The sequence below is a fragment of the Kitasatospora sp. NPDC101155 genome (assembly GCF_044768305.1).
Taxonomy (GTDB): Bacteria; Actinomycetota; Actinomycetes; order Streptomycetales; family Streptomycetaceae; genus Kitasatospora.
On sequence record NZ_JBIWPN010000017.1, the window covers coordinates 89,508 to 115,190 of the forward strand.

Sequence of the window (25,683 nt, forward strand, 5' to 3'; positions counted from 1 at the left end):
TGGCCATTGTGGTGATCGTGCAGCTCGGCTTCGTGCTGATCGGCTTTCTGAACATGGCGACGAGTCATCCAACGGACCGTCAATTCGTTGCCGCGAGCCTGACATTCACCGCCGCCTCGGCGCTCCAGTTCGTCCATTGCGCACCCCGGATGCAGCGCGTCCGGGAGCGCTACGGGCGCCGGACGCTGCTGGCGCAGGCGGTGCTGACGTACGTTCCGCTGGTGCTCTTCGGCTTCGCCTGGGGCGGGATGGCGGGTTTCCTCGGTTCCTCGGTGCTGCTCCTGCTGCGCGGCAAGCGGGCCGGGGCGGCCTTCGGGGCGGTGGTGGTGCTGTCCGGGGTCAGCGGCGCGCTGCTGGGCATCAGCGTGGCCGAGGCCGTCTACCTCACCGTGGCGACGGCGCTGACCGGCCTGATCGTCTTCGGCCTGACCAGGCTCGCCCAACTCGTCATCGAGGTGCAGCAGGCCCAGCAGGAGCTGGCCCGGCTGGCCGTCACCCGGGAACGGCTGCGGTTCGCCCGCGACCTGCACGACCTGCTCGGCTACAGCCTCTCGGCGATCACCCTGAAGAGCGAGCTGACCTGCCGACTGGTCACGGCCAACCCGGAGCGGGCGCTGGACGAGCTCGGCGGGGTGCTGGAGATCTCCCGGCAGGCCCTGGCCGACGTGCGCGCGGTGGCCCGCGGCTACCGGGACATGTCGCTGGAGAGCGAGGCCGTCTCGGCGCGGTCGGTGCTCGCGGCCGCCGACATCGAGGCCCGGTTCGACCTCGGCGGCATCCAGCCCACCGGGGAGGCCGACACCGTGCTCGCCACCGTGCTGCGCGAGGGCGTCACCAACCTGCTGCGGCACAGCAAGGCGGAGTGCTGCGTCGTCAGGGGCGGTGTGGAGGGCGGGCGGCTGCGGCTCACCCTCTCCAACGACGGCGTCCCCGAGCGGGCAGCGCTCGGGGACGCGGACCGGCACGGCGGCGGGCTGGACAACCTGGAGGTGCGGCTCGCCAAGGTCGGCGGCCGGCTCAGCGCCGGGCCCGACGGGCGAGGGTGGTTCCACCTGGTGGCCGAGGTCCCGGCTTGAGCGGTGCGGCTAGAGCAGCCAGCCGGATTCCTCGGCCAGCCTGATCGCGTCGATCCGGTTGCGGGCGTTGAGCTTCGTCACGATCGTCGTCAGGTAGTTCCGGACCGTCCCGACCGACAGGTGCAGGGTCGCCGCGATCTCCGCCGCCTCGGCCCCGCCGGCGGCGGCCCGCAGCACCTCGGTCTCCCGCAGGGTCAGCGGGTTCTGGCCGCTGTCGAAGGCGTCCAGCAACAGCTGGGGGTCGATCACCCGCTGACCCGCGGCCACTCCGCGCACCGCCTCGGCGAGCTGCTTCGGCGGCGCGTCCTTCAGCAGGAAGCCGGACACCTGCGCCTCCAACGCCCGGCGCAGCGTGCCGGGCCGTCCCAGGCTGGTCAGGATCAGCGTCCGGCACTGCGGCAGTTCGGTCTTCAGCAGGCTCGCGGCGGTCAGGCCGTCCATGCCCGGCAGGTCGATGTCGATGATCGCCACGTCCGGACCGGTCTCCAGCGCCTTCGGGACCACCAGGTCGCCGCGCTCGGTCTCCGCGACCACTTCGAGGTCGTCCTCCAGGTCCAGCAGCGCCACGAGCGCGCCTCGGACCATGTGCATGTCCTCGGCCAGCAGAATCCGTATCACCCGGTAGTCCCCCCAGAGCCACGGCCGGGCGTGCCGCCCGGACGGACCTCCGATGGTAGGGGAACCGGCGCCCGGGGGCGCCCGACACGCCCCGCGAGTTCGGCGGCCCCGGGCGACCCCGCGCCCGCCGTTTCCCTCCCCCGCGCCGCGGTCGCCTCGCCGTTGGCGTCCGGTGGCTCAGCGGTGGGTGGCGGCGTGTTTGGCGAGTTCGAGCAGGGCCTCCAGGTCGTGGGCGGCTTCGGCCGTGCAGAGGGCGGTGGTGAGGGCGAGGGCGGTGAGGGCGGCGAGGGGCCAGCCGCGGGGGGTCGGGGCGGGGGCGAGGAGGGCGGTGACCCGGCGGGGGACGGGCCCGAGGGTGTGCGGGCGGAGGCGGCCGAGGAGGGCGAGGGCGGCGGCCGGGATGCGGGTGCGGGCCCGGGTGCGGCGGGCGGCAAGGGCGGCCTTGCCGATGGTGCGGGCGACCTGTTCGCGGTCGCCGACGGCCGCGGCGGCACTCTCGTCGGCCCAGCGTTCCACGGTGAAGGTGACCGTGTCGGCGAGCGGCCGCAGGAACGGGTTGGCGGCGGCGCCGAGTTGGGCGAGGGCGACGAACAGGTAGTGGCGGTGGGCGAGGTGGGCGCGCTCGTGGGCGAGCAGGACCTTCCGCTCGGCCTGGCCGAGCGCCGCGAGCATTCCGGTGGAGACCACGATCCGACCCGGCCACCCGGGTATCGCGTACGCCTCGGCGGCCGGGTCGTCGACCACGACCAGCTGCTGACGCCCAGGCAGGCAGGCCGCCTCGGTGGCCGCCCGGGCCAGGGTGCGGGCGCGCCGCCACAGCATCCGTCCCGCTGTCGCGAGGGCGGCGGTGAGCAGGGCGCCGGCGAGTACGGCCACCGAGAAGGAGGCCGGGTCGTGGTGTTGGGCGGCGGGTGCCGACCAGTGGTCGTGGGCGAGCCGGGCCAGCAGCGGGATCCGGATCAGCCCGGTGACGGTGAGCATGCCGAGCGCCGCGGTGCTGGCGGCGGCCAGGACCAGCGAGCCGACGGTGAGCAGCCAGGTGGCCGGCCGGGGCGGCAGTCGTTCGCCGACCGGCCGGGCGAGGAGTGCGGCGAGCAGGGGGAGGAGCAGCGGCAGGTAGACGGCGATGCGCATCGGGCCGCCTATGCTCCGGGTCCGAGCGCTCCCGGGCCGAGCAGTCGGCGCAGGAACTCCTCGTCGTCGTCGGAGAGTTCGTCGACGAAGTGGGTGAGGACGGCCTCGCGGTCGCTGCGTCCGTCGAGCATCCGGCTCATCTTGCGGGCGGCGAGTTCGGACTCGTCGGAGACGACGGTGTAGGCGTAGGCGCGGCCGCGCTTGGCCCGGCTGAGCAGGCCCTTGTCGTGCATGCGGGTGAGGGCGGTGACGACGGTGGAGTAAGCGAGCCGGGCGTCGACCCGTTCGAGTGCCTCGCCGGGGGTGAGCGCCTCGGGGGCGGCGTGTCGGAGGGCGGCCAGGATCTCGGCTTCCAGCTCGCCTTTGGCCCGTCCTTCGGCCGGGGTGGGTTCGTGCACGCCCACGGGCTTGGTCACCTCCCGCGCTATCTTCTACATTCCACGTAGAAGTTCTACGTCTGATCGTAGAAGTTTCTGCCTGCCCAGAGTCTGCCATGCCCCGCGCCGCGCGTGAGCGGCGGGCAGCGTACCCAGGAGGACGTGCGGTGACGACAACAACGGCGGCCGGAGCCCCACCCCGAACCACCGCGGCCGACGAGCCGATCGCCGCCCGAGCCGAGGCCCTGACCAAGGCGTACGGCTCCGGCGAGACCAGGGTGGTCGCCCTGGACGCGGTCGACGTCGCCGTCCGGCGCGGCGAGTTCGTGGCGATCATGGGCCCGTCCGGCTCCGGCAAGTCCACCCTGATGCACTGCCTGGCCGGCCTGGACACCGCCACCTCCGGGCAGATCCTCATCGGCGACACCGAGATCACCCGGCTCAAGGACAAGAAGCTCACCCAGCTGCGCCGCGACAAGGTCGGCTTCGTCTTCCAGGCGTTCAACCTGCTCCCCACGCTCACCGCGCTGGAGAACATCACGCTGCCGATGGACATCGCGGGCCGGCAGCGCAAACAAGGCGGGGCCGACCAGGCCTGGGTGGACAAGGTGATCGACACCGTCGGCCTGTCCGGGCGCCTGAAGCACCGGCCGGCGGAGCTGTCCGGCGGCCAGCAGCAGCGCGTCGCGTGCGCCCGCGCGCTGGCGAGCCGGCCGGAGATCATCTTCGCCGACGAGCCCACCGGCAACCTCGACTCCCGGGCCGGCGCCGAGATCCTCTCCTTCCTGCGCCAGTCCGTCGACGACCTGGGCCAGACCATCGTGATGGTCACCCACGACCCGGTCGCCGCCTCCTACGCCGACCGCGTCCTCTTCCTCGCCGACGGCCGGATCGTGGACGAGCTCCCGGAGCCCACCGCCGACTCCGTACTGGACCGGATGCGCCGGTTCGACGGCGCCGGGCGCAGGAGCTGACGTAAGTGCTCAAGGCAAGCCTCCGCAACTTCCTGGCCCACAAGGGCCGCATGGCGCTGTCCACCCTCGCCGTCCTGCTCGGTGTCGCGTTCGTCTCCGGCACGCTCGTCTTCTCCGACACCATCAACGTGGCGTTCACCGGCATCGCCGGCTCGACCGCCGCCGACGTGACGATCAAGCCGAAGCAGGCGTTCACCCCCGAGGTCGAGGACCGCGGCCTGTCCGGCGAGACCCCGACCCTGCCCGCCGCCGTCGTGGCCAAGGTCGCCGCCGTCCCGGGCGTGCGGGCCGCGCACGGCCAGGTGAGCCTGCAGAACCTCACCGTCGTCGACAAGGACGACAAGCCGGTCGGTCCGACGACGGGAGCGCCGACGCTCGGCCAGAACTGGTACGACGACCCGCAGGTCCACCTGGTGCAGGGCCACGCCCCGACGCACAGCGGCGAGATCGTCCTCGACCAGGCCAGCGCCCAGCACAAGGGCATCCACCTCGGCGACCCGCTGCACGTCCTCACCCCGTCCGGCTCCACCCCGGGCACCCTGGTCGGCGTCGTCACCTTCACGACCGGCAACCCTGGCGTGACCATGGCCTACCTCGACACCGCCACCGCCCAGGCCCGACTGCTCGGCAAGGCCGACCAGTTCACCGGCGTCACGGTCGACACCGATCCGGGCGTCGGCCACGCCATTGCTCAGCAGCGGATCAAGGTCGCGCTCGGCGACGGCTACTCGGTGGCTACCAAGGAGGAGCAGGCGCAGACCGCCGCCCAGCAGATCAGCTCCTTCCTCAGCGTGGTGACGCTCGCCCTGCTCGGCTTCGCCGGACTGGCGGTACTGGTCGGGATCTTCCTGATCCTCAACACCTTCGCGATGCTGGTCGCCCAGCGGACGCGCGAGTTGGGCCTGCTGCGCGCGTTGGGCGCGGGCCGGGGCCAGGTGCTGCGTTCGGTGCTGACCGAGGCGCTGCTGCTCGGCGTCATCGGCTCCACGCTCGGCCTCGGGGTCGGCATCGGCCTGGCGGCCGGCCTGAAGTCGCTGATCTCGCAGTTCGGCGTCGACCTGTCCGCGACCGCGCTGGTCGTCGACCCGGTGACCCCGGTGACGGCGTACGCCGTGGGCGTGCTGGTGACGCTGGTCGCCGCGTACCTCCCGGCCCGGCGCGCCGCCCGGATCTCCCCGATGGCCGCCCTGCGCGAGGCCGCCGTACCCGTCGCGCCGAGGCTCGGCCGGCGTACGGCGCTCGGCGCGGTGCTGCTGGTGGCGGGGCTGGGTCTGCTGTACGGGGCCGCCACGCACCACGCCACGATCGTCACGGCGGGGGCGCTGCTCGGCGGCGGGATCGTCGCTTCGCTGCTCGCCCTGGTGGTGCTCGGCCCGGCGCTGTCGCGCGTGGTCGTGTACGGGCTGGGCGCGCCGTACCCGGCGCTGTTCGGCACGGTCGGGCGGATGAGCCGGCTGAACGCCGTCCGTAACCCCCGGCGCACCGGGGCGACGGCGGGCGCGCTGATGATCAGCCTGTCGCTGGTCGGCGCGGTCGCGGTGCTGGCGGCCTCGCTCACCGCTTCGGTGGACAGGGACGTCGACAACACCTTCGGCGCCGACTACGTGCTGTCGGGGAACGGCGCCACGCCGATCGGGCACGAGGTGACGGATCGGGTCAGGGCGATCCCGGGCGTGCAGGCCGTCACCCGGCAGCGGTATGCCGTCGCGCACCTGAACGGGTTCCAGCTGGTGCTGTCGGGCGTGGACGTCGCCACCGTGGACCGGGCCGTCAAACCGCAGTACGTGGCAGGTTCCACGGCGGACGTGGCGGCGGGCAAGGTGATGGTCGACCAGACCACCGCCGACGCCGACCACCTCTCAGTGGGCTCGCAGGTCGAACTCCACTTCCTGAACGGCCGGGTGGGCACGCTGACGGTCGGCGCGATCAGCAAACCCCCGGCGGGCGCGGGCAAGGACGGCGGCAGCTGGGAGGTCTCCCTCGACACCCTCACCACGTTCGCCCCCGAGGCACAGGACTTCGCGCTCTACCTCAACATCGGCGCTGGGGTTGATCGTTCGAAGGTCCAGGCCGGTCTGGACGCGGCGCTCGCGGGGTACCCGCAGGTGACGGTGCAGAGCCAGGCCGACTACAAGAAGTCGATCACCGGCCAGGTCGACACGGTGTTGTACCTGGTCTACGCCCTGCTCGCCCTGGCGATCGTCATCGCGGTGCTGGGAGTGGTCAACACCCTTGCCCTGTCGGTGATCGAGCGCACGAGGGAGATCGGCCTGCTGCGCGCGATCGGCACCTCGCGCGGGCAGGTCGGCCGGATGGTGCGGCTGGAGTCGGTGCTGATCGCCGTGCACGGCGCGCTGCTGGGGCTGGGGTTGGGACTGGCCTGGGGCGTCGCGGGCCAGCAGGTGCTGGAGCTGTACGGGATCACGGCGCTGAGCGTCCCGTGGACGACCATCCTCGCGGTGCTGGTCGGCGCGGCCGTGGCCGGACTGGCGGCGGCGGTGGTGCCCGCGGTGAAGGCGGCCCGGATGCGGGTGCTCGGAGCCATCGCCGCCTCGTGACGGCAGCGGCGGTGCCTCGCCCGGGTTGGGCGAGGCACCGCCGTGATCGTTCCCGTGGGCGGCTTCCACCACGGCGCCGACCCGCCGCCCGTCCAGGTCGACCGCATGACTGAGGCCCTGATGAACGATGCTCGCTACCTCCGGCGGCCGTGGCGTCGGGCGAACTTCGTCTCCGCCTTGAGCAGCAGCGGCATCAGCGCATAGCTGACGACCGGGACGACGAGGGCGGTCATCACCAGGGTCCGCAGCGGCAGCGGCAGATGGCCGAGGTAGGGGCCGAGCAGGACGAAGGCGGCGGTGATGGTCGGGTAGACGGCGAGCCAGGTGAGCAGTGCCCGGCGGTGTGCGGACGGGGCTGCGGGTGCCGGTGCGGTGATGCTGTCGGTGCTCATGGCGCTCATGGCGCGTTCCTCCCCTTGGCGATCGGCTGGAGCGAGAATCTCCAACCCTTCGGTTGGGGATTCTGCCAGAGGCCTGCGCGGATGTCCAACTATCTGGTTGGAGGTTCGCGCTATGGTTGAGTCATGGCCTGGGACACCGCACGCACGCAGCAACTCCTCCTCGACGCCGCGGTCGAGGAGTTCGCCGAATTCGGCCCGGACGGTGCCCGGATCGCCCGGGTGGCCACCCGGGCGGGGGTGAACAAGGAGCGGATCTACCAGTACTTCGGCAACAAGGAGCAGCTCTTCTCCGCAGTGCTGACGTCCGAACTCGGCAAGCTGGCGGAAGCGGTCCCGCTCGTCCTGGAGCGGGGGCGGGACCTCGGCGACTATGCCGGACGCGTCTTCGACTACCACTCGACCCACCCGCACCTCTCCCGCCTGCTGGCCTGGGAGGGCCTGCAGCGCGGCGTGGCATCCGAGGAGCTGGCGGCCGGGCCCGAGCGCACCGCGCACTACGGCGAGAAGGTCGCCACTCTCGCGGCCGCGCAGCGGGCCGGCGAGCTGGCCGAGGGCGTGGATCCGGCGCGACTGATGTTCGCGGTGATCGGCCTGGTGAACGCGTGGTTCACGCTGCCGCAGATGGTCCGCTTGGTCCTCTCCGGCACGCCGGACCCCGCAACGGACCGGGAGGCCGTCGTCACCCTGGTCCGTCGGCTGACGAAGCCCGCTGCCGAATGAGAACCGGCGCGAACGGAGAAGTACGCGCTTTCGCTTCACCCGTCGGCCGCTGTCAGGGGTGATCGTTACCCTGTGCGGCCATGGGACTTGATATCACCGTGGGGCTCCTTGACTGGCAAGCGCACAACGACGCCGAGGGGCTGGCGTACCACCGTCGCGCGTTCGCGCGCCTGACCGAGGCCCTCGCGGTCAGCGGCGTCGACTGGTATGAGCCGGAGATCGCCAATCCGCCCGCCGTTCCCGCTGTCTCCGCGCACTTCCCGTACAGCTATCTGACCCACCTGCGTCGCGTCTTCGTGCTCGCCGGGCACGGCGAACCCCTCACCCCCGCGCTGGAAACCGACGCCGGGCAGTATCAGCGTGACGGCCAGAAGATCCAGGACGAGACCGCCATGCTCGCCTCCCATCTGCTCTGCCACGCGGACGACTCGGGCTACTACATACCGGTTGACTTCAGCGAGCCGCTCTTTCTCGACCCGGAGGCGGGCGTCGACGGCGGTGGCATCGTCGGCTCCAGTCAGCGCCTGATGGCCGAACTGGCCGGCCTCGCACCCTCACTCGGCATCCACCTCGACACCGACGGCACGCTCTCCGCCGCAGAGGAGTCCGCCCTCGCCGACATGGAGCCCGACACCCCCTTCGAAACGGAGAAGTTCACCTGGCATCAGCTCTACCGTGCCTGCCGAGCAAGCATGGCCGGCGGCCAGGCCATCGTCTTCCACTGACACCAGATCGGCGCGGGTCGTAAGCCCACTCCCGCCGCTGCTCAGTGCGGTTACCGGGAGAAGGCGGCGGCAGCCGGAGGCCCGATCCCCCGTCAGGCGGGCGGACGGGCTTCGAGCAGCGCATCCACCACGGCGCCGATCGAGGGGTGCGCGGCCGAGGTGGATCGCCAGACGGCGAAGACGCGGCGTCGCGGCGCGTCCGCCAGGGGTACGAACCGCACCGGAGCGGACGTCGCCTCCCGTCCCAGGTGCGGGATGATCGCGATGCCCAATCCGGCCGCGACCAGCGCGATCTGGGTCGGGTGTTCCGAGGCGGTGTGGGCGATGCGGGGCTTCTCGGTGCTGCGCACCAGCCGTTCGTGGCACAGTTGCCCGTGGCTTGAGGTGATCCAGTCCTCGTTGCTGAGATCGTCCAGGCTCAGCGTCGGACGGTCGGCGAGCCGGTGGTCCGAAGGCAGGGCGATGTCGTAGGTGTCGTCGAGGAGGGCGCGGTGGTCCAATCCCTGGGGCAGGGCGAGCGGATCATCGGTCCAGTCCTCGACGACCGCCAGGTCGAGCAGCCCGCGCCGCACCGCCGGGATGGCCTCGTACGGTTCCTGCTCCCGCGCCGACACCGTCAGATCCGGGTACCGCGAGCGCAGGGCCCGCAGCGCCTGGGGGAGTAGCCCCCGGGCGGCGGTCGGGAAGGCCGCGATCGTGAGGTTGCCGCTCACCACTCCACGGTGCTGTGCCATCGCCGCCATGACGCGCTCCGCCTGCGCGAGCAGCTCGGCGGCCTGGTCGGCGAGCAAGGTGCCGGCCTCGGTCAGGCGGATGCCGCGGCCTTGACGTTCTGTGAGATGCGCGCCGGTCTCCTGCTCCAGTCGCGTCAGCTGTTGAGAGACCGCCGACGTCGTGACGTGCAGGAGCCTTGCGGCGCCCACGACGGATCCGGTCATCGCCACCGCGTGGAGGACGCGCAGGCGTTCGAGGTTCAACATCTAAGCGATGCTACGAGGTGCAGTCCACAGACATTCACTTGTGCCTGCTGGTGATCGAATCCAGAGTGGACGGGTTGCCACGGGCCATCGGCATCGGGGGCGAACGCCGGGCACAGGGGAACCGGCGTCCGCCCCCGGTCTGATGCCCGGGACCTCGCGCTCAGAGGGCGAGGCAGTCACGGGGACGCTTGAGCGCGGGTACGGGACTGACGAGGAGCGTTGAGCGCGGAGAGGTCCGGCCCCGGGACGGCCGTGCCCCACGCGGCGCCGCCGGGTTGGTGGTCGGCCGCGAGGAGGAAGGACTCGCCTCGGGCGATGTTGGCGGTGTATCCGAGCCCGAACCCGTACCGAGTACCGTTGATTCCGAGCGCCGCCAGTACGCAGGAGGCCGTCTTCTTGAGCTGATCTGCTTCCGCGTTCGCTACGTCGAAGCGCCCGCTACGGAGCCAGTTCACGACCACCTCCACGCCGTACTCTGACTCGACGCCGATTAACGCCTGATACGTTTCAAACACGGGATTCACTGTGGTCAGGAAGTCCTGCTTGATCTTTTCGCACCGGGCTGTGAGTAGCCTCTTCTGCTCTGCCGCCTCGTTCTGGAAGTCGGCCAGCTTCTCGTCCAACACGGGACCGGTGGCCTTGCTCTGGCCGCGCATCAACATGTAGGTGTTGTCGTCGAGGGACGGATAGGTGATCTCCGCGAACCTGCGGAACCGGGTATCCCAGTTGTCCTTGTCGAAGATGTGCCCACCGCTGTTGGACGCGGTGATGTCCAGTGCGGCCACGCACTTCTGGCCGGGGCCGTAGAGCACGACGTCGGGTCGGGTCCCGCCGTACACCTGCTGGAGTCCGATGGAGTAGCCCTCGGGGATCGTCGATGCCTGCGTTGCCATGTTGTAGGTGGCCAGGGACTCCACCGCGTAGCCGAACTCCTTGCTGACCGAGCCGCGTCGGCCCGCGAGGAACTCCTCCCAGACCTCAAGCCAGTGTGCGGTGTGGCCGTCGAGTTTGCCGAGGCTCCCCAGCGCCGGGTAGGTGACCACGTACTCGTAGGCCTTCTGGACGGCGGCGTCCAGGTCCTTCACACAGGCGTCGAACGCTTGTTGCGCGTCGTGGTCACCGTCGTCGGCATCCTTCCGGTGGGGTACCAGCCGCTGGATGGGCTCTGTCTGCTGGTGACCGCAGTCGGCGCCGTGCGGGTGCCGGCCGCGGAGTCGGCCGGTCCGGCGCATCATCTGCACGACGGCGGCGTTGCCGACGGATGCCTGCAGGGCAAGGAGGCCTTGAGAGGCCGTAGTGGTGTGACGGACCGGTTGCGCGGTCGGTCGCTTCTCGGCTTCACGGGCATGGTCGTGTACGGGCACGGGTGTGCCTTCCGGTTGCGTATCTGGTTCCGAACCCTGGATACCCCGGTGGTGGGTTCCGGGGACAGATGGTGTGCGGACAGCGTTCGCCGCCCTTTCGGGCATGCCGGGAAGGCCCTGGGGGCAACTGTTCGAGGCAGAGGCGCCCAGGTGAGCTGGGCGTCGAAGGCGCGCGGCAGGGGCCGCGCACCCTCGGACGGAACGTCAGTCAAATGAGACCGAGGTCGAACTCACCTGCGGCTACGGCACGGATGAAGGCCTCGTGCGCCGCGCGGTCGAAGGCAAGTGTCGGCCCGTTCGGGTCCTTTGAATCGCGGATGTACGAAACCGGCCCACCCGGGATGGCAACCTCGACGCAGTTCTGGTTGCCACCGCTGTAGCTCGATTTCTTGAAGGTCAGCTGGATCACTGGATCTGTTCTCTCTGTGCGGTGATAAAGGCGAGCGAGGAGTCGACGGGTAGGGCCTCGGCGGTGATCTCCTGGAACCTCGCCCGGTACAACTCGACGTCGGCCGGGTCCTCGACCCAGAACGCGTTCAGTAGCCCTTCGATGAACACGACGTCGAGGTCCTTCCGTTGAGGGAATCCGAGCAGGGTGAACGCGCCGCTCATGCCTGGGTGGATTGCCGCACCGGCAGGCATGATCTGGAGGTTGACGTTCGCCAGCCGGCTCAGCGTGAGCAGCTTGTCGAGTTGCGGGCCCATGATGTCGGGGCGATTGGCGTTGGCATGGATCGCGGCTTCATGGATGACGGCCCAAACCTCAACGGGGTTCGGACGCGTGAGGATCGACTGCCTTGCCATGCGGACCTGCACGAGATCGTCGACCGTACCGCCCTTCATGGTCCGGAGCCGATCGATGACCAGACGAGCGTATTCGGCAGTCTGGAAGAGGCCTGGAATGAAGGCGGGTTCGTAGGTCTTGAAGGCCGAGGCCTCGGTTTCGAGCGTGATCAGATCGGTCGCGTAAGCGTCGATCACGTCGCGATAGCTCAGCCACCATCCGCGCTTGCTGCCGTCCTTCGTGATGGCGATCAAGCCGGCGCGGAACTCCTCGTCATCGCAGCCGTAGTGGTTGAGGAGCTTGTGGACGTCCTCGATCTTGGCCGCAGTGCGGGCGTTCTCGATCCGATTCAGCTTGGCCAGGCTCATGCCGGCGGCTTCGGCCGCAGTGTCCGCTGCGATCTTCCTCTGTTCCCGAAGCCTTCGCAGTTCCTCGCCCAGCCGCCGACGCCGAACGGTTGATACCGCCATGCTGTGCCCCTCCTGACCTGTCGGTGGACCAGTCTGCCTGTGCATGTTGCGTAGGCGCTACCGACAACTGGCAGAGGATGGCACCGAATTCGGGTTCGATATGAGATTTTGCAGATTAGTTGAGTCTGCTTGCACGCGAGACGCTCATCACGTCATGCTGAGTGTAGCGAGTCGCATGCACTGTGTGATCAGAGCTGCGATATGGCTGCGTTCTTCCCTCATGCCATCGCTTCGATCTCGCGTTTGATTGACCGATGGTCATCCCTGAAGCTCTCACGGAGGTCTCTGCGTGTTCTCCCTCGAACTCCCCCCTGACTGGTCCTCCGCGCGCGAGGCGACCTCGCGCGCCGGGTGGAAGCCCGACCTGGTCGCCGACGCCGAGGTCGCGCTCCTCGAACTCTTCGTCAACGCGTGGCGCCACGGCGGCAGTCCGGCGCCGATCGTCGTCATCGTGGTGCTCGACGGCGTGCTCCGCGTCTCCGTCAGCGACGCGAGCCCGGCCCTCCCGATCCAGCGGGACGGCTCCGACCCGTACGCCGTCTCCGGCCGGGGCCTCCACCTCGTCCGCTCCCTCACCCACCGCTTCGGCACGGACCCCCGGAAGTCCGGCAAGTCCGTCTGGTTCGAGCTGGACGCCGCCGCGTGACCGCCGCCGACCAGCCCCGCCGCCCGATCGAGCCGGCCGACCCGCTGATGCGCACCTACACCGAACCGGAGGTCTCCTACCTCCTCGCCGAACTCCACGAGCGTGGGCGCGAGTTCGGCCTCCTCTGGCCCTCGGCCACCACCGACAGCGTCGTGGACGGCCGCGTCCTGGTCCGCTTCGGCAATGCCCCGGCGAGTACCGTGCTCAACCTCCTCGCCCTCCTTCGCGAGCACGAGCAGAAGGCCGGGACCGACTCGTGCGACTCCTGATCGGCCTCGCCCTGCTCCTCCTCCTGCTCCTCGCCATCGCCGTCGTCGGCCTCGGCGCGGTCGCCGTCCTGCGGATGCCCCACCGCTCGGACGGCGGCACCACCGCAGCCCCCGACCGCGACCGCCAACCGGTGGCCTGACCCCCCACCCCGCCCAAGCCGCCCGGCCGGACCCGCCGGGCGGCCGAAGCGCGCGCAGGAAGTCGGACCCGCTGACTTCTCGTGCAGCCCTGGCGTCGCCGACCTCAGAGGTGTCCCGTGAGGGACCTTCGGGTCGGGTGGCACCAGGCGGTGAACCGGTTCGCGGGCGTCAGCCCTCGTACTCCAGCGACAAATCGCTGGTGAACGGCCTGGCCGCAAAGGAAAGATGCGTCCATGCGCCGCACCTACGATGACCCCGAACTGCGGGACGTGATCCAGCGCTACGTCACGCCCGGGCGGCGGTACATGAGGCTCGGCGGCTCACTTCTCCGTCTGGACGACGCCGAGCGTGCCCGGTGCGCGGAAGAGATCGGCCGAGTGGCCGGGGAGGTCACACCTCGGGAGCTCGCCGTCCTCCTTGAGGGCGGATGGCGTGAGCGCAAGACGGCGGCCTGGCTGATCGCCGTCTCCCGCAGAACGGAGTTCCGCACCCGGATCGGCGAACTTCTGCTCGCCAGTGAGGGGCCCTATGCCGGCGCTGCCTACTGCGTGGCCCTTGCCGTCTTCGCCACCGAGGCCGATGCCCAACTGCTGGACGCCTATCTGGAGCGCTACCTGCGCAGGCCCGACCTGTTCTACGACCAGGCGTTCGCCATGGCGGCGCTTCTCCGCCTGGACGATGAGTCGGGCCGGGAACACGCGAAGGGATTCCTCGCGCCGGGCGGCTTGTGGCAGCGGTGGCGTACCGGCCCGCCAGCCAAAACGCACGACCCGCAGGTCTATCGCCGTGTTCTCGACCAGCACTGCGCCTTCGCTCAGAGCGCCACGCAGGCGATGACCGGCCCGCCGTGTCAGGAGCTGTCCTGCGGGTCACCGTTCCGGTCGGCGCCGGTGTCAGCGTTCCGAGTTGACGTCGCATCCCGGGCTGAGTAGGTGGCTGAATGACCAGCTCGCCGCCCTCGGCCTCGTCCTCGACGCCGTCGTCCTGTGGAGGCCAGGCGTCCGACGCTCCGGGCCGAGGCGAGTGACGCCGAGCTGGGCCTCGCACTGGCTCGACGACCTCGCGGGGCCCTACACGGCACCCTGCTGGACGAGATCCCGGGATTCCGTCCGATCCGGATCACCGGCCGGGGCGGCGGCACGCAGCGCCGCCTCGACCCGGCGGTTGCTGGTCATGGTCGACGTGACGGCGGTCATGGTGAGGAGGAGGCCGGCGGCGGTGTAGAGCGGGGTGCGTACGTCGTAGGCGGTGGCCAGCCAGCCGCCGAGGAAGGCGCCGAACGGGGCGGCGCACATGCCGAGCATGCGGGAGGTGGAGGCGACCCGGCCCATCAGGTGGGCGGGGACGATCGCCTGTCGGAGGGAGGGGCCGAGCACCATCGTGGCGCCCATGCCCGCACCGCAGGCGGCGAGCGCGAGGCCGGCGACGTACGGGTTCGGGGCGGCGGCAAGGCCCAGGATGGCAAGCCCCTCGACGGCGGCCGTGCAGGTCAGCGCGGTGCCGGTGCCGAGTCGTCGGCCGAGGAAGGAGGCGATGCCCGCGCCGAGCAGACCGCCGGTGGCCTCCGCCGTGAGGAGCAGGCCGAAGCCGAAGGTGCCGATGCCGAGCCGGTCGTGCGCGAAGAGGGCGAGTACGGTCTCCACGGCGAGGAAGGCGATGTTCCCGACCGCCGGACGCAGCGCGAGCCCGAGCAGCAACCGATCCCGGAACGCGTACGAGGCACCGGCCCGCGCCTGCCGCAGTAGCGACTCACGGGCCTGCGGCACGGGCCGGGGCGCGGCGGGCAGCGACCGTACCAGGAGTGCGGAGAGCGCGAACGACACCGCGTCGGCGAGCAGTGGAACCGCCCGCCCGAGCGCGAGCAGAGCACTGCCCGCGGGCGGCCCCGCGAAGCCGGACGCGGCGGTCTGGGTGCCGCGCAGGCGGGAGTTGGCGCGCTCCAGGAGCGCGGGGTCGCGGCCGAGCAGATCCGGCAGATAGGCCGTGGCGGCCGTGTCGAAGAACAGTCCGCCGAGGCCGAGGAGGAAGGCGACGGCCGCGAGCAGTGGCACGCTCAGCGCGTCGAGCGCGGCCGCTGCCGCCGGTATCGCGAGCAGCACCGTACGCGCCGCGTCCGTGATCCACATCGTGCGCCGACGGTCCCAGCGGTCCACCAGCGCACCGCCGAGCACCCCGAAGAGCAGCCACGGCAGCGTTCCGGCGGCCGTGACGACGGCGAGCGCCATCGGATCGCGCGTCAACGTCAACGCGAGCAGCGGCAGCGCGGCATGAGTCACCCCGTCACCGAGCGAGGAGACCGTCTGCGCGGTCCACAGCCGTCCGAACCCGGTCGGCAACTTCCGAACGTCTGAGGTCACTTGGCGTCCCCTTCGGCCTGCGCGGGCGATGCCGGGTGGAACAGTGCGAAGACGAGTGAGGCGTCCGGCAGCGACGGATCGGACAGCTCCCGGTACTCGTCCGCCAGCGCATGCAGCCGCGCCCCCAGCTCCGCGAACTGCTCCTCGGTGAGCCGCAGATGCGCCATCCGTACGTGCCGCGCGCCATCCGCCGGCGACGCCTCCAGGTCGGCCACCGCGTGCCGCATCAGCACATCCGGCCCGCCCTCGCCCGGATCCGGCAGCACGATCGACCGCGCGGCCATCGCGTAGTACCGCTCGGTGACGCCCCGGACCTTCCGCGTTCGCACCACCTTCACCAGGCCGGCCCGTTCGAGCAGCCGTACGTGGTAGCTGGAACTCCCTTTCGCGAGGCCCACTCGCTCGGCGATCTGCGTGATCGTCGCGGGCTCGAAGCGGAGCACGGCCATGATCCGGTGACGCGTGAGGTTGGAGACGGCGCGTAGCTGCTCGTCGGTGGTGACGTGGAACGTCTCGGGAAGATCATCGGTAGCCATGGCCTCAATGGTCAACACTTCTTGACCATTTGGCAAGGGGTTTTGTTCGGGCATCCGGAATCGGCTGTCCAGCAGGTGAGGCCTTCGCTCCTGATCCGGAGTCATGGCCGCCCTCGAACCGGCCGACGGGCCGGACCTCCTCGTCGCCGAGCTGAGCTGAGCCGAGCCGAGCTGCTCCGCCCGGCCTCGTCGCGATCCGAATCCGGGCCGGGCGGGGCGGGGCGTGCGGAAGCATGCACGTCCGGGCTGGCTGACCATCGCCACCGACCTTGGTCCGACCTCAACGGCCGCACCAAGGTCGGCTACCTGAAGACCATCGACTGACCGCCCCACCAGTGGCCGGTCGGCGGGCGATTTGCCGCCCGGCCACTGGCATGCTCGCCGACCAGCGCGGGCGCCATCGTGGAGAGGGGGGCGGCGGCCGGCGGCGGGGCCGCCGCGTCGCGCGCTAATCCAGCGTGTCCGGCTCGTCGGTGAGGCCGAGGCGCAGGTGCTCGATGTGGTAGACGGCCTGGTCGAGCAGGGCGGCCACGGCGCACCCGGGTGCTGTCGCTGCCCGAGGCCCGCTGGGCCGCCGTGGCGACGGTGCTGTTCCTGATCGCGCTGCCGCTGCAACTGACCGGCGCGCCCGCCTGGGCGTGGGGCCCGCTGTACGCCCTCGCGTACGCGACCGGCGGCTGGGAGCCGGCCTGGGCCGGACTCCAGGCGCTGAAGGAGAAGACCCTCGACGTCGACCTGCTGATGATCGTGGCCGCGCTCGGCGCGGCCGCCGTCGGCCAGGTTATGGACGGCGCGCTGCTGATCGTCATCTTCGCCACCTCCGGCGCGCTGGAGGCCCTGGCCACCGCCCGTACCGCCGACGCCGTCATCGTGCGCGACGAACTCGCCACCGTCCCGGCCGTGGTGGCCCTCTCCCGGCGGGCCCGCTCCTTCGTGGTGCAGAACCTGGTGATCGCCTCGCTGTTCATCACCGCCCTGGTGGTCTGGGACCTCGTCGCCGCCCTCCCGCTGCCGCTGGGCGTGCTCGGCCACGAGGGCTCGACCGTCATCGTCGGCCTCAACGGCCTGCGGCTGCTGCGCGAGGCGGCGTGGACCAAGGCCCGGGGTCAGGGCCTCGCCCCGACGCACGATCCTCTGTAACCGCCGGCTCTCCTGATCGGTCAGCCGGGGACCCGGACCGGCTCCGCCACCAGGTCTCCCCGCGCCGAATCGGATGTCGTCACGGCCGACAGGCTCAGGCATCACCGTCGCCGACCCTGCGAACCTTGCCGGTCACAGCGCTGGGAGAGTCGGCTTAATCGGGGGGAGACTGCCGAGCCCGCTCGGCCCGACCCCCTCGGGCCGGGCGGGCTCGGCGGGGTCATGCGACCAGTAGGGGTCGTCGACCGTCGCGCAGGTGGCGGCGTAGTTCAGCGGTCCTTGGCCGAACCCGCCCTCCAACTTGTCATCGGTGGTGTCGGTGACGTTGAACACGGAGACCTGCAACTCGGCGCAACCGCGCACATCCGAGACGAACCAGAGCTTGAACCCCGAGCCCTTCACCTCCAGGGACCACCCTTCACGGCGGACCGAGTACCCCTTTGCCGCCCAGAGTGCCTGAACGATGTCGAGCGGCTCGGCCTCCCGCTTAGAGGCGATCCGGACTCGGGCCGTCTGACGGCCGAGCATCTCCGCCCGACCCGTCTTCTTGCACCCGGACGTACCGCAGAATCCCGTCAAGTCGGGGGCGCTTTCATACCTCGCCTCGGCCCACTGGAGCCCCGGGTGGAATGCCCCCGCGACGTCGGCGAGTTCGGCCTCGATCCGGTGCTGCGCCTGCTCGACCGGCACGGTGGGTTCCTCGGGCTCCGGCCAGGCGTACCAGCCGACCAGGAGTGCCAGCAGTACCCCCGGCACGGCCATGCGCCATACCGCGGCCCTCATCTCGGATCCTCCCTGGTGATCGTGTTCCCGTGGCCGCTCACGATCTTCCCGATGTTGGGGAGCGAATCGCCGCCCTTGTCGTCCTTCCCGAAGTAGTTGTCACGGGAGTCGGTAATGGTCCCGTCCGCCACCGAGAAGCGCTGCGCGCCGAAGCCCTGGCTTGCCGGGTCCGTGCCGTGCCACAACCCGTCGGGATTCGTGATCGCCTCGTACGCGGCCCAACCGGGAACGAACATCCCGGGAGCCGGCGCCATCGCGACGGGGTCGTACTTGGCCGTGCCGACGTACACGTGATCCGCACCGATCCCGAGCTGCGATGCCTTGCCGCCGTCGCCCATGTCGGTGCCGAGCTTGTCCAGCAGGGTCTTCCAGTTGGTGCCGCAGTTCTGGATGGCGCCGGCGGTGAGCCAGCCCTTGAGGCCTCCGGCGGCCTGGTTGCACGGGTCGGTGATCTTCGCCGTCTCGCCCGGTATGAGGCCGCCTATGTGTTGTGCGCTCTGTCCGCAGCCGTCCAGTTCGGCCGGTTTGACCCTGAACTCCAAGTCCGCGTCAGGATCTGCCATGTTTCGTCCCCCGTCAGATCCGGACCGACCGGTTGCCAGGTCGGTCCGTAATGATCAAAAACTGACGAAGCATATTAGCGGATCATCAATACGCATCCTGACGAACAGGGACCAGGTGGACAGGGGAGCGGCCGCACCTCCGGAAGGTGCGTCCCCGAACTGATTCGGCTCGGGCCGACGGGGTCCGTCGGGCTGGACGCAGGGGGAGGCGAAGCCGATCCGCAGCGTCCGCTGGGGCGTTCCCAGGTCGGGGGACGTCCTCCCTCACAGTGGCGTGAGGATGTCCTGGTGCGCCCCGTCGAGGACGAAGCCGTTGTCCAGCCGGACCCGGACGGTCACCCGGCTGCCCCGCTCCTGATGCGCGGCCCACTCCGGTTCCAGCGCGGCGATCTGCCCCTCCAGCCGCTCCCGGCTCGCTGCCGGCATGGTGTGCCCGTAGTCGTCGAACAGCGCTTTGAGTCGCTGGTACTCGCGGACCTCCTCGCTCTCCGGGAGCTCCCCGTCCACGCGCTCGACGGTGCCCTCGATCCCGGCTCCCAGCGAGAGGAACCCGACGGTCGCCCCGGTTTCCCGGGCGACGGCCTCACCGATCCCGAGGTCCTCCGCCAGCCTGACGCGCCGGCCTTCCTCCAGGGTCATCCGCCCTCTGCCTCTCAGTCGATCGGTGCCGCAGGCGCAGTCGGCCTGCAGCACCGGCCATTATCCGCCGGGTGCGTCGGCAGCCTCTCAGGTGTAGCGCGCCGCGGCCGGGATCAGTTGCGTACGAGGAGCCAGGCTCCCAGGCCGCCGCAGCAGGAGCCGTTGTAGGTGGTGGTTTGACATCCTCCCGCGGCTGATGCCGGGGGATTCCAACGCCGGTCGGGTGTTGAGGTTCACGGGCACTCGACCGCTGGCGCGGCGCGCTCAGCCGAGGGCGGGGCGGTGTCGGCGGGGCCAGGCGGGGTGGTGCTGGTCGATGACGTAGTGGTGGCCGTGCTGCCAGGCGCCGGTGGGGGTGGGGTGGGCGCCGGCGAGGTGGGGGTGGCCTGCGGGGAGGTCGGTGTGGCCAGGCCGGTGCCGACCAGGGCGACGACCTGGGCGGTGAACAGGTGGCGGTAGGTGCGGTTGCGCAGCACGCTCAGCATGGGTCCCGTCCCGGGGGCGGCGGTGGGGGGTGACGGGTCCATCATAGTCAATGCGTGCATACGTGTGCACCTATTGGTTGCAGGGCTCCACGGCCGGGGAGCCGCCCCGACTCAGTCGTGCGGCGGCAGGTGCCCGATCTGGTGGTCGGCGACGTTCAGGGCCTCGTCCACCAGTCGCCGCAGGTGCCCGTGGCGCAGCGAGTAGACGACCCGCCGTCCGTCCTTGCGGGTGGCGACCAGACCGGCCAGCCGCAGCTTCGCCAGGTGCTGGCTCACCGACGGCCGCGCGGCCCCGGTCGCCTCGGTCAGCGTGGTCACGTCCGCCTCGCCCCGCCCGAGCCGCTCCAGCAGCGCGAGCCTGGTCCGGTCGGCCAGCAGCGCGAGGACGGACGCGGCGACGTCCAGCCGCGCCTCGGCCCGCTGCTGCGAGCGGTGTGCATCTGCCAGATCCGCGCCAGTGCTCATCCGGCCATCGTAGGCCCTGGCCGCGTGCACGCGTGCGTACCTGACGGCCGACGCCTGCGGCGCCAGTAGGCCACGGTGACGGCCGCCAGCAGCGGGCCCCAGAGCAGCAGCGGGGCGTAGCAGACGACCAGGACGACGGTGTGCCAGTCGCCGGTGAACACCGGGATGCCGCCGCGAAGCGGACGGCCCTGGATCGTGCGGCCGGTGGAGACCATCACGGTGAACAGGGTCGTGATGAGGACGAGGGCGGTGGCGCCCAGCGCGGCCGGGACGACCGCCGCCGCGACCGGGACGCGGCGGCCGCGCAGGACGGGGAGCCGGCGGGGGAAGACCTCGCCCCAGCGGGCGATCAGGCCCAGGGCGGCGAAGGCCAACAGTTCCGAGACGGCCGACAGCAGGACGACGTACAGCTCCAGCGGGAGCCACCAGGGCAGGTTGCCGGAGTCCTGGACGGCGCCGCCGTCGAGCGGGGCGTGGAAGGTGCAGGTGGCGATCCGCCAGACGCTGGACGGCAGGACGGTGAAGGGCACCGCCTGGGCGGCGAGCCGGGCCCAGCGGGGGACGCCGGGGACGGGCGTGTGGGCGGCGGCCCAGGCGGCCCGCAGGCGGCCGGTGGTGGGTGGCGGTTGGGCGACGGCGGTCACGCTCGGTTCTCCGGTTCGGCGGGGGCTGTGCCTCCACCGTCGCAGCCGGGCCGGTCGGTGCGCCTCGCCTGGGAGAAGGAGCCGCCTCCCCTCGGCGGGGGAGGCGACTCGTCCGTCGGACCGTCAGTCCGCTGTCTGCTCGGTCGACTGGGCGTCCTCGACGGGTCGCTCCTCGGCGGCGGCGGCGGGGACGGGGGCCGGGGCGGGCTCCAGGTTGCCCATCCGGGGGAGGGCGAACAGCGCGGCGAGGATCAGGGCGCCGCTGATCACCAGCGGGGTGCGGACGTTGACGGCGGAGCCGATCCAGCCGCTGAGGCCCGCACCGATCAGCATGCCGATCCGGGTGAGCATCAGGTAGCAGCTGTTGACCCGGCCGAGCAGTTCCTTCGGCACGATCTGCTGGCGCAGCGAGATCGCCTGGACGTTCCAGGTCACCACGCCGAAGTTGCCGACCGCGAACAGTGCCGCGACCAGGATCACCGAGGGGCTCAGGCCCATCAGCAGCAGCGCGGAGCCCATCAGCACGAAGGAGAGGGCGATCCGGGCCCGGCGGCCCATCCGCTGGCTGAGCCGGCCGGCCAGGGTGCTGGCGGCCGTGCCGCCGATCACGCCGGAGGCGAGGACGGCGCCGTAGGCCCAGGTCGGCGCGGACAGGGTGCGGGTGACCAGCAGCGCCAGCATGGTGATGCCGAGCGCGGAGGCGCCGCCGGCCAGCGCGGAGAGGGTGGCGACCAGGCGCAGTTGCTTGTGCTGGTAGAGCCAGCGGACGCCCTCGCGGATGTCGGCGACCATCGGGCGGCCGGTCTGCGTCCGGGGGGCGGTGGAGCGGCCGGTGAGGAAGACCAGGCCGGCGGCGGCCGCGAAGGACAGGCCGTCCACCGTGAAGGGGTACCCGGCGGCGAGGGCGAAGAGGGTGGTGCCCACCAGCGGGCCGGCCATCCGGCCGACCAGCAGACCGCCCTGCAGCCGGCCGTTGGCGGCGTCGAGCTGGTCGGGCCGGACCACGTCCGGGATGGCCGAGGTGGCGGCGTTGACGAAGACCGTCTCCCCGCAGCCGAGGACGAAGGCGAGCAAGGCGAGCGCGGCCAGCGGCGGGGTGGCGACGAAGACCCAGGTCGCGAAGCCGAGCACGATGACGGCGCGTCCGATGTCGATCGTCCACATCAGCCGGCGGCGGTCGAAGCGGTCGGCGATGACGCCGCCGAACAGGGCCATCAGCAGCCAGGGCAGCGAACCGGACACCGCGACCAGGGAGACGGCCTTCGGCGAGTCCGAGACCGTCAGCGCGAGCAGCGGCAGCGATGAGTCCCGCATGCCGTCGCCCACCGCTGAGATCGAGGAGGCCGACCACAGCATGGCGAATTTCCGGCCCAGTTGGGGCCTGCTGCGCTGAGGGGGTGCCGCTAGGCTGGCTGAGGTCACCGACGCAGTATGGCATGACCGCTACAGATTTGGCCGCCCCTTCACCTTCTTCTCCCAGGGGGCCCCTGGCTTCAGCAAAGGGAGATGGGGGTCCCCCCACCCGGCGGGTGGGGGAGGGGCCTTGGGCCGGAGTCGCGAAGCGGCGGAGTGATCTTCGGAGGTTCGGGCGAGGGCTGTTGTCAGTGGCCTTCGGCAGGTTGATCCGGTGCACCTTCGGTACTCCTACCGCATCTATCCCACAGCAGGTCAGCGGGCTGCGCTGGCCCGGACGTTGGGGTGTGCTCGGGTGGTGTACAACGATGCCCTCGCGGCGAGGAAGGACGCCCGGAAAGATGGCTTGCCGTACCCGAAGAGCACTGATCTTCAGAAGCTGGTGATCACGGCGGCGAAGAAGACCGCTGGGCGGGCGTGGCTGGCGCCGTCCCGGCGGCGAAGTTGGCCAGCGTCACCCCGCCGTTCGGGCCGAGCATCAGCACCAGGACGGGCGCCGCGACCAGGGCGAAACCGATGCCCGCCAGCCGCTGGACGGAGGCGCCCACCAAAACGACCAGGCCCAGCACCAGTTCGCCGACCCAGCCGCCCATCAGTGCCGGCCGTCGGCGGCGGGCGAGGACGGCGCCGCCAGGGCGGCGGTACGCGCGGGGCGGTTCATCCGGGCTCCTCGGTCGGCGGTCGGTCGGCGGTCGGTCCTTGGTCGGCGGTCGGTCGGCACCGATCATGCCCCACGGCCGGGTCGCCGGGGGGCATGCCCCGCCCGCCGGCCCGGGGAGCGCGGGCCCCCGGTCAAGGCTTCGGTAGCGCGTCGGAACTCGTCGGGAGCGGGTAGGCGTCCGGGTCGACGGCTCCCGGCAGGCCGACGGCCGGGCGGCCGGGGGCGTTCGGGTCGGGCAGGGACGGCTGCACGGGCGGGGGCGGGACCTGGTTGAACGCGAGGCCGGGCGGCGCCTGGACCGTGGCGGCACGGCCGGAGGCCAGCGGGCCGCGCCCCTGGGCGCCGCAGGCGGCCTGGGTTTCGAGGTCCGGCGGGCTCTGGACGGCGGGCTGGTTGCCGGTGAAGCAGTTGCCGGGGTCGGCCGAGGCGAGGACGAGGTCGACGCCGTTGCCCTCGGTGCGGTTGCGCTGGACCTGGTTGCCGCCGGCCGGGTGGCCGGCCGGGTCGGTGATGATGACGCCGGCCGCCAGGTTGCCCACGACCAGGTTGCGCTCGACCCGGTTCGCTGTGCCGCCGCCGATCCCGATGCCGATGCCGAAGCCGCCGTCGGCCTGTTCGGGGGTGTCGTGGGCGTTGTTGTCGCTGACGGCGTTCCCGGCGATCACGGCGCCGTGCTGGGGGGCGAGGGCTTCGAGGTCGTTGGAGTTGACGGTGACGCCGACCCGGTTGCCGACCACGCGGTTGCCGAGGATGTACAGCCCGTCCGAGGAGTTGGTGAGTTCGATGCCCACGGCGTTGCGCTCCACCGTGTTGCCGCGCACCAGGGTGTCGCAGGGCTTGCACTGGCCGACGTAGATGCCGGAGTCGGCCCCGCCGGAGGCGTAGGAGTCCTCGATCACCCCCGCCCGGGCGTCGAAGGCGTAGATGCCGTACAGGCCGTTGTTGTAGGCGGTCACGCGGGTGGCGCGGAAGCCCTGGACGGCGGGGAAGCGGGTGGTGTCCAGGGGGTTGTAGGCGGAGCCGCCGGCGCCGCGCTGCTGCAGCTTCTCGTCGGTGACGCCGGTGAACAGCACGCCGTTGGCGAGGAAGCCGTGCACGGTGAGGTTCTCGACCACCGAGCCGGGGCCGCTCACGGTGACGCCGTTGACCAGCCGTACGCCGCCGTCCAGGACCACGGTGTTGCGGTCGGTGCCGCGCAGCACGATGCGGGGCTTGGCGATCCGCACGCTCTCCTGGTAGGTGCCCGGTGAGACCAGCACGGTGTCGCCCTCGCGGGCGACGTCCACGGCCTTCTGGATGGTCGGGAAGTCCTGCGGGACCCGGACCACGGTGCCGTCCGGGTGGTGGGCGTCGGAGGAGGGGTCGGCGGTGGAGGAGCAGCCGGACAGGGCGAGGGCGGCGGCGGTGAGAAGCGCGGGGAGGCCCCGGAGCGAGGTCCGTCCACGGACCGGTCGGGAATCGGAGTCGAGTTGACGGATAGTCAAAAGTTGCATAAGGGGTGTTCTATCGTCTCCAATGTCGGTCATGCATGCCGAAACCGGAAAGGCGCGGAAAGAACCGGGAGCTGCCGGAAGCGGTGTCGACCGAAGGGTGCTGATCGCGGGCGGCGGTGCGGGGCTGGCCGCCGGGATCGGTGCCGGGCTCGTCGCGCTGGGGCGCGGGCGGCCCGCCGCCTCGCCCCCGCCCCCCTCCGCACCCGCCGCCGTTCCCTTCCACGGCGAGCGGCAGGCCGGGGTGACGGCCCCCCAGCAGCCCGCCACGGTGCTGCTGGCCCTCGACCTGGCGCCCGCCGCCACCTCGGACGGGCGCGCCGTACTGCGTTCCCTGCTGGGCGAGTTGACCCGGGTGCTCGCCGAGGCGGCCGGCGGCACCTCGACGGACCCGCGCCTGCGGGGCGCGGAGCCGGCACAGCTCACCAGCCTGGTGGGGGTCGGCCCGGGGCTGGCCGCGCGGCTGGCCCTGAACGTGCCGCCCGCGCTGGCGGACGTCCCGGCCTTCCCCGGCGACCGGCTGGACCCGGCGCGCGGCGGCGGGGACCTGGTGGTGCAGCTGTGCGCCGCCGACCGCTGGCCGCTCACGGTCCTCGCCGAACTCGTCGGCGCGGCGGGCAGGTCGGCGGGGGCGGGCGTCCGCTGGACCCAGTCCGGCTTCCTGGCCCGAACCTCCCCGGGCACCACGCCGCGCAACCTCTTCGGCTTCAAGGACGGCACCGCCAACCCGGACGAGACGGCCGCCCGCCAGTGGGTCTGGGGCCCGCCCGGGCCGTACGAGCACGGCACGGTGCTGGTCTACCGCCGCATCCGGATGGACACCGCCGCCTTCGCCGCCCTCCCCGAGGACCGCCGCAACCTCGCGATGGGCCGCCGCCTCACCGACGGCACCCCGCTCACCGGCGCGGCCGAACACGACGACCCCGACATCTACGCCAAGAACCCCGACGGCTCCTACGTCATCCCCAACACCGCCCACGTCCGTCTCACCAGCCCCCGGCTCGACGCCGGCGCCCGGATGCTCCGGCGCGGCTACAGCTACGACGACGCCCCGTACGACCGGGGCCTGCTGTTCTGCGCCTTCGTCCGCGACCCGGCCCAGTTCAGCAAGGTGCAGGAGCGGCTGGCGGCGAAGGACGCGCTCAACCCCTTCCTGGTGCACACGGCCTCGGCGGTGGCCTACGTGCTGCCGGGGGCGCCGGCGGGAGGGGTGCTGGGCGAGGGTCTGTGGGCCTAGCGGGCTGTGCCCGGCGGGCTGTTGGCCCCGGTG

The 25,683-nt window shown here is 71.5% G+C and carries 29 protein-coding genes and 2 pseudogenes; 12 read left to right on the top strand and 19 right to left on the bottom strand.

Features of this window, described 5'->3' with window-relative positions; translation table 11 throughout:
* Window positions 1–8: 8 nt before the first annotated feature.
* Window positions 9–1,076 (top strand): sensor histidine kinase, encoded by a 1,068-nt coding sequence (locus tag ACIRYZ_RS25270; protein WP_402948127.1) that lies wholly within the window; start codon window positions 9–11, stop codon window positions 1,074–1,076.
* Between the two features lie 9 nt (window positions 1,077–1,085).
* Here ACIRYZ_RS25270 and ACIRYZ_RS25275 read toward each other — a convergent pair whose 3' ends face one another.
* From ACIRYZ_RS25275 to ACIRYZ_RS25285, 3 genes are all read right to left on the bottom strand, one after another.
* A complete protein-coding gene (locus ACIRYZ_RS25275) occupies window positions 1,086–1,694 on the bottom strand; it encodes a DNA-binding response regulator (protein WP_402947957.1) in 609 nt (202 codons plus the stop codon).
* A gap of 177 nt (window positions 1,695–1,871) precedes the next feature.
* Window positions 1,872–2,828 carry a M56 family metallopeptidase gene (locus tag ACIRYZ_RS25280; protein WP_402947960.1) on the bottom strand — a complete coding sequence of 319 codons (957 nt, stop codon included), beginning with the start codon at window positions 2,826–2,828 and terminating at the stop codon, window positions 1,872–1,874.
* 8 nt (window positions 2,829–2,836) lie between these two features.
* Complete coding sequence (locus tag ACIRYZ_RS25285; protein ID WP_402947963.1) at window positions 2,837–3,244, bottom strand: BlaI/MecI/CopY family transcriptional regulator; 408 nt, start codon at window positions 3,242–3,244, stop codon at window positions 2,837–2,839.
* A gap of 77 nt (window positions 3,245–3,321) precedes the next feature.
* Between ACIRYZ_RS25285 and ACIRYZ_RS25290 the strand changes: the two genes are divergently transcribed.
* Entirely contained in the window at window positions 3,322–4,179 is an 858-nt protein-coding gene (locus ACIRYZ_RS25290; protein WP_402947966.1) for an ABC transporter ATP-binding protein, read from the top strand.
* Window positions 4,180–4,184: 5 nt separating this feature from the next.
* Window positions 4,185–6,737 carry an ABC transporter permease gene (locus tag ACIRYZ_RS25295; RefSeq protein ID WP_402947969.1) on the top strand — a complete coding sequence of 851 codons (2,553 nt, stop codon included), beginning with the start codon at window positions 4,185–4,187 and terminating at the stop codon, window positions 6,735–6,737.
* A gap of 134 nt (window positions 6,738–6,871) precedes the next feature.
* Here ACIRYZ_RS25295 and ACIRYZ_RS25300 read toward each other — a convergent pair whose 3' ends face one another.
* Complete coding sequence (locus ACIRYZ_RS25300) at window positions 6,872–7,138, bottom strand: hypothetical protein (protein ID WP_402947972.1); 267 nt, start codon at window positions 7,136–7,138, stop codon at window positions 6,872–6,874.
* Between the two features lie 123 nt (window positions 7,139–7,261).
* Between ACIRYZ_RS25300 and ACIRYZ_RS25305 the strand changes: the two genes are divergently transcribed.
* Both ACIRYZ_RS25305 and ACIRYZ_RS25310 read left to right on the top strand, forming a co-directional pair.
* The gene (locus ACIRYZ_RS25305) at window positions 7,262–7,858 is read left to right on the top strand and encodes a TetR family transcriptional regulator (protein WP_402947975.1); all 597 of its coding nucleotides are present in this window, start codon (window positions 7,262–7,264) and stop codon (window positions 7,856–7,858) included.
* 80 nt (window positions 7,859–7,938) lie between these two features.
* A complete protein-coding gene (locus ACIRYZ_RS25310; RefSeq protein ID WP_402947978.1) occupies window positions 7,939–8,583 on the top strand; it encodes a hypothetical protein in 645 nt (214 codons plus the stop codon).
* 92 nt (window positions 8,584–8,675) lie between these two features.
* On the opposite strand, the gene ACIRYZ_RS25315 is transcribed toward ACIRYZ_RS25310, so the two are convergent.
* From ACIRYZ_RS25315 to ACIRYZ_RS25330, 4 genes are all read right to left on the bottom strand, one after another.
* Complete coding sequence (locus tag ACIRYZ_RS25315) at window positions 8,676–9,563, bottom strand: LysR family transcriptional regulator (protein WP_402947981.1); 888 nt, start codon at window positions 9,561–9,563, stop codon at window positions 8,676–8,678.
* Window positions 9,564–9,739: 176 nt separating this feature from the next.
* Window positions 9,740–10,927 (bottom strand): hypothetical protein, encoded by a 1,188-nt coding sequence (locus ACIRYZ_RS25320; protein ID WP_402947983.1) that lies wholly within the window; start codon window positions 10,925–10,927, stop codon window positions 9,740–9,742.
* 208 nt (window positions 10,928–11,135) lie between these two features.
* Window positions 11,136–11,336, bottom strand: a complete 201-nt coding sequence (locus tag ACIRYZ_RS25325; protein ID WP_402947986.1) for a DUF397 domain-containing protein — start codon at window positions 11,334–11,336, stop codon at window positions 11,136–11,138.
* Entirely contained in the window at window positions 11,333–12,181 is an 849-nt protein-coding gene (locus ACIRYZ_RS25330; RefSeq protein WP_402947988.1) for a DUF5753 domain-containing protein, read from the bottom strand. The genes ACIRYZ_RS25325 and ACIRYZ_RS25330 overlap by 4 nt, the downstream gene beginning before the upstream one ends.
* A 289-nt stretch (window positions 12,182–12,470) precedes the next feature.
* Here ACIRYZ_RS25330 and ACIRYZ_RS25335 point away from each other — a divergent pair, with 289 nt between their 5' ends.
* From ACIRYZ_RS25335 to ACIRYZ_RS25350, 4 genes are all read left to right on the top strand, one after another.
* A complete protein-coding gene (locus ACIRYZ_RS25335; protein ID WP_402947990.1) occupies window positions 12,471–12,827 on the top strand; it encodes an ATP-binding protein in 357 nt (118 codons plus the stop codon).
* Window positions 12,824–13,096: a hypothetical protein gene (locus tag ACIRYZ_RS25340; protein WP_402947992.1), complete on the top strand. Its 273-nt coding sequence runs from the start codon at window positions 12,824–12,826 to the stop codon at window positions 13,094–13,096. Before ACIRYZ_RS25335 ends, ACIRYZ_RS25340 begins: the two co-directional genes overlap by 4 nt.
* Window positions 13,084–13,236 (top strand): hypothetical protein, encoded by a 153-nt coding sequence (locus tag ACIRYZ_RS25345; protein WP_402947995.1) that lies wholly within the window; start codon window positions 13,084–13,086, stop codon window positions 13,234–13,236. Before ACIRYZ_RS25340 ends, ACIRYZ_RS25345 begins: the two co-directional genes overlap by 13 nt.
* A 234-nt stretch (window positions 13,237–13,470) precedes the next feature.
* Complete coding sequence (locus ACIRYZ_RS25350; RefSeq protein WP_402947998.1) at window positions 13,471–14,169, top strand: DUF6000 family protein; 699 nt, start codon at window positions 13,471–13,473, stop codon at window positions 14,167–14,169.
* A gap of 138 nt (window positions 14,170–14,307) precedes the next feature.
* Here ACIRYZ_RS25350 and ACIRYZ_RS25355 read toward each other — a convergent pair whose 3' ends face one another.
* A complete protein-coding gene (locus ACIRYZ_RS25355; RefSeq protein ID WP_402948001.1) occupies window positions 14,308–15,594 on the bottom strand; it encodes an MFS transporter in 1,287 nt (428 codons plus the stop codon).
* Window positions 15,591–16,130 carry an ArsR/SmtB family transcription factor gene (locus ACIRYZ_RS25360; protein ID WP_402948004.1) on the bottom strand — a complete coding sequence of 180 codons (540 nt, stop codon included), beginning with the start codon at window positions 16,128–16,130 and terminating at the stop codon, window positions 15,591–15,593. Before ACIRYZ_RS25360 ends, ACIRYZ_RS25355 begins: the two co-directional genes overlap by 4 nt.
* A gap of 543 nt (window positions 16,131–16,673) precedes the next feature.
* Here ACIRYZ_RS25360 and ACIRYZ_RS25365 point away from each other — a divergent pair.
* Window positions 16,674–16,998, top strand: a pseudogene (locus ACIRYZ_RS25365) (heavy metal translocating P-type ATPase); the annotation flags it as partial.
* 404 nt (window positions 16,999–17,402) lie between these two features.
* On the opposite strand, the gene ACIRYZ_RS25370 reads toward ACIRYZ_RS25365, so the two are convergent.
* From ACIRYZ_RS25370 to ACIRYZ_RS25400, 7 genes are all read right to left on the bottom strand, one after another.
* Window positions 17,403–18,053, bottom strand: a complete 651-nt coding sequence (locus tag ACIRYZ_RS25370; protein ID WP_402948006.1) for a hypothetical protein — start codon at window positions 18,051–18,053, stop codon at window positions 17,403–17,405.
* Window positions 18,050–18,616: a hypothetical protein gene (locus tag ACIRYZ_RS25375; protein WP_402948009.1), complete on the bottom strand. Its 567-nt coding sequence runs from the start codon at window positions 18,614–18,616 to the stop codon at window positions 18,050–18,052. Before ACIRYZ_RS25375 ends, ACIRYZ_RS25370 begins: the two co-directional genes overlap by 4 nt.
* A 264-nt stretch (window positions 18,617–18,880) precedes the next feature.
* Window positions 18,881–19,255 carry a hypothetical protein gene (locus tag ACIRYZ_RS25380; protein WP_402948011.1) on the bottom strand — a complete coding sequence of 125 codons (375 nt, stop codon included), beginning with the start codon at window positions 19,253–19,255 and terminating at the stop codon, window positions 18,881–18,883.
* Between the two features lie 233 nt (window positions 19,256–19,488).
* Complete coding sequence (locus ACIRYZ_RS25385) at window positions 19,489–19,800, bottom strand: hypothetical protein (protein WP_402948133.1); 312 nt, start codon at window positions 19,798–19,800, stop codon at window positions 19,489–19,491.
* Window positions 19,801–19,851: 51 nt separating this feature from the next.
* Window positions 19,852–20,205: an ArsR/SmtB family transcription factor gene (locus ACIRYZ_RS25390; RefSeq protein WP_380613110.1), complete on the bottom strand. Its 354-nt coding sequence runs from the start codon at window positions 20,203–20,205 to the stop codon at window positions 19,852–19,854.
* Window positions 20,202–20,849 carry a hypothetical protein gene (locus ACIRYZ_RS25395; protein ID WP_402948014.1) on the bottom strand — a complete coding sequence of 216 codons (648 nt, stop codon included), beginning with the start codon at window positions 20,847–20,849 and terminating at the stop codon, window positions 20,202–20,204. The genes ACIRYZ_RS25390 and ACIRYZ_RS25395 overlap by 4 nt, the downstream gene beginning before the upstream one ends.
* 123 nt (window positions 20,850–20,972) lie before the next feature.
* Complete coding sequence (locus tag ACIRYZ_RS25400) at window positions 20,973–22,205, bottom strand: MFS transporter (RefSeq protein ID WP_402948017.1); 1,233 nt, start codon at window positions 22,203–22,205, stop codon at window positions 20,973–20,975.
* Between the two features lie 271 nt (window positions 22,206–22,476).
* On the opposite strand from ACIRYZ_RS25400, the pseudogene ACIRYZ_RS25405 reads away from it, so the two are divergent.
* Window positions 22,477–22,593: pseudogene (locus tag ACIRYZ_RS25405) on the top strand (helix-turn-helix domain-containing protein); the annotation flags it as partial.
* Between the two features lie 55 nt (window positions 22,594–22,648).
* On the opposite strand, the gene ACIRYZ_RS25410 reads toward ACIRYZ_RS25405, so the two are convergent.
* Together ACIRYZ_RS25410 and ACIRYZ_RS25415 are read right to left on the bottom strand one after the other, a co-directional pair.
* The gene (locus tag ACIRYZ_RS25410; RefSeq protein WP_402948136.1) at window positions 22,649–22,990 is read right to left on the bottom strand and encodes a hypothetical protein; all 342 of its coding nucleotides are present in this window, start codon (window positions 22,988–22,990) and stop codon (window positions 22,649–22,651) included.
* Window positions 22,991–23,054: 64 nt separating this feature from the next.
* Window positions 23,055–24,416 carry a nitrous oxide reductase family maturation protein NosD gene (locus tag ACIRYZ_RS25415; RefSeq protein WP_402948020.1) on the bottom strand — a complete coding sequence of 454 codons (1,362 nt, stop codon included), beginning with the start codon at window positions 24,414–24,416 and terminating at the stop codon, window positions 23,055–23,057.
* Window positions 24,417–24,513: 97 nt separating this feature from the next.
* On the opposite strand from ACIRYZ_RS25415, the gene ACIRYZ_RS25420 reads away from it, so the two are divergent.
* Complete coding sequence (locus ACIRYZ_RS25420) at window positions 24,514–25,650, top strand: Dyp-type peroxidase (protein ID WP_402948022.1); 1,137 nt, start codon at window positions 24,514–24,516, stop codon at window positions 25,648–25,650.
* Window positions 25,651–25,683 lie beyond the last annotated feature (33 nt).

Coding starts and splice junctions, on each gene's coding strand:
- ACIRYZ_RS25415 (WP_402948020.1), bottom strand. CDS start 24,416: ATGCAACTTTTGACTATCCGTCAACTCGACTCCGATTCCCGACCGGTC.
- ACIRYZ_RS25305 (WP_402947975.1), top strand. CDS start 7,262: ATGGCCTGGGACACCGCACGCACGCAGCAACTCCTCCTCGACGCCGCG.
- ACIRYZ_RS25375 (WP_402948009.1), bottom strand. CDS start 18,616: ATGGCAGATCCTGACGCGGACTTGGAGTTCAGGGTCAAACCGGCCGAA.
- ACIRYZ_RS25360 (WP_402948004.1), bottom strand. CDS start 16,130: ATGGCTACCGATGATCTTCCCGAGACGTTCCACGTCACCACCGACGAG.
- ACIRYZ_RS25300 (WP_402947972.1), bottom strand. CDS start 7,138: ATGAGCGCCATGAGCACCGACAGCATCACCGCACCGGCACCCGCAGCC.
- ACIRYZ_RS25290 (WP_402947966.1), top strand. CDS start 3,322: ATGCCCCGCGCCGCGCGTGAGCGGCGGGCAGCGTACCCAGGAGGACGT.
- ACIRYZ_RS25400 (WP_402948017.1), bottom strand. CDS start 22,205: ATGCTGTGGTCGGCCTCCTCGATCTCAGCGGTGGGCGACGGCATGCGG.
- ACIRYZ_RS25310 (WP_402947978.1), top strand. CDS start 7,939: ATGGGACTTGATATCACCGTGGGGCTCCTTGACTGGCAAGCGCACAAC.
- ACIRYZ_RS25350 (WP_402947998.1), top strand. CDS start 13,471: ATGCGCCGCACCTACGATGACCCCGAACTGCGGGACGTGATCCAGCGC.
- ACIRYZ_RS25330 (WP_402947988.1), bottom strand. CDS start 12,181: ATGGCGGTATCAACCGTTCGGCGTCGGCGGCTGGGCGAGGAACTGCGA.
- ACIRYZ_RS25380 (WP_402948011.1), bottom strand. CDS start 19,255: ATGACCCTGGAGGAAGGCCGGCGCGTCAGGCTGGCGGAGGACCTCGGG.
- ACIRYZ_RS25390 (WP_380613110.1), bottom strand. CDS start 20,205: ATGAGCACTGGCGCGGATCTGGCAGATGCACACCGCTCGCAGCAGCGG.
- ACIRYZ_RS25410 (WP_402948136.1), bottom strand. CDS start 22,990: ATGATCGGTGCCGACCGACCGCCGACCAAGGACCGACCGCCGACCGAC.
- ACIRYZ_RS25385 (WP_402948133.1), bottom strand. CDS start 19,800: ATGCACGCATTGACTATGATGGACCCGTCACCCCCCACCGCCGCCCCC.
- ACIRYZ_RS25370 (WP_402948006.1), bottom strand. CDS start 18,053: ATGAGGGCCGCGGTATGGCGCATGGCCGTGCCGGGGGTACTGCTGGCA.
- ACIRYZ_RS25280 (WP_402947960.1), bottom strand. CDS start 2,828: ATGCGCATCGCCGTCTACCTGCCGCTGCTCCTCCCCCTGCTCGCCGCA.
- ACIRYZ_RS25315 (WP_402947981.1), bottom strand. CDS start 9,563: ATGTTGAACCTCGAACGCCTGCGCGTCCTCCACGCGGTGGCGATGACC.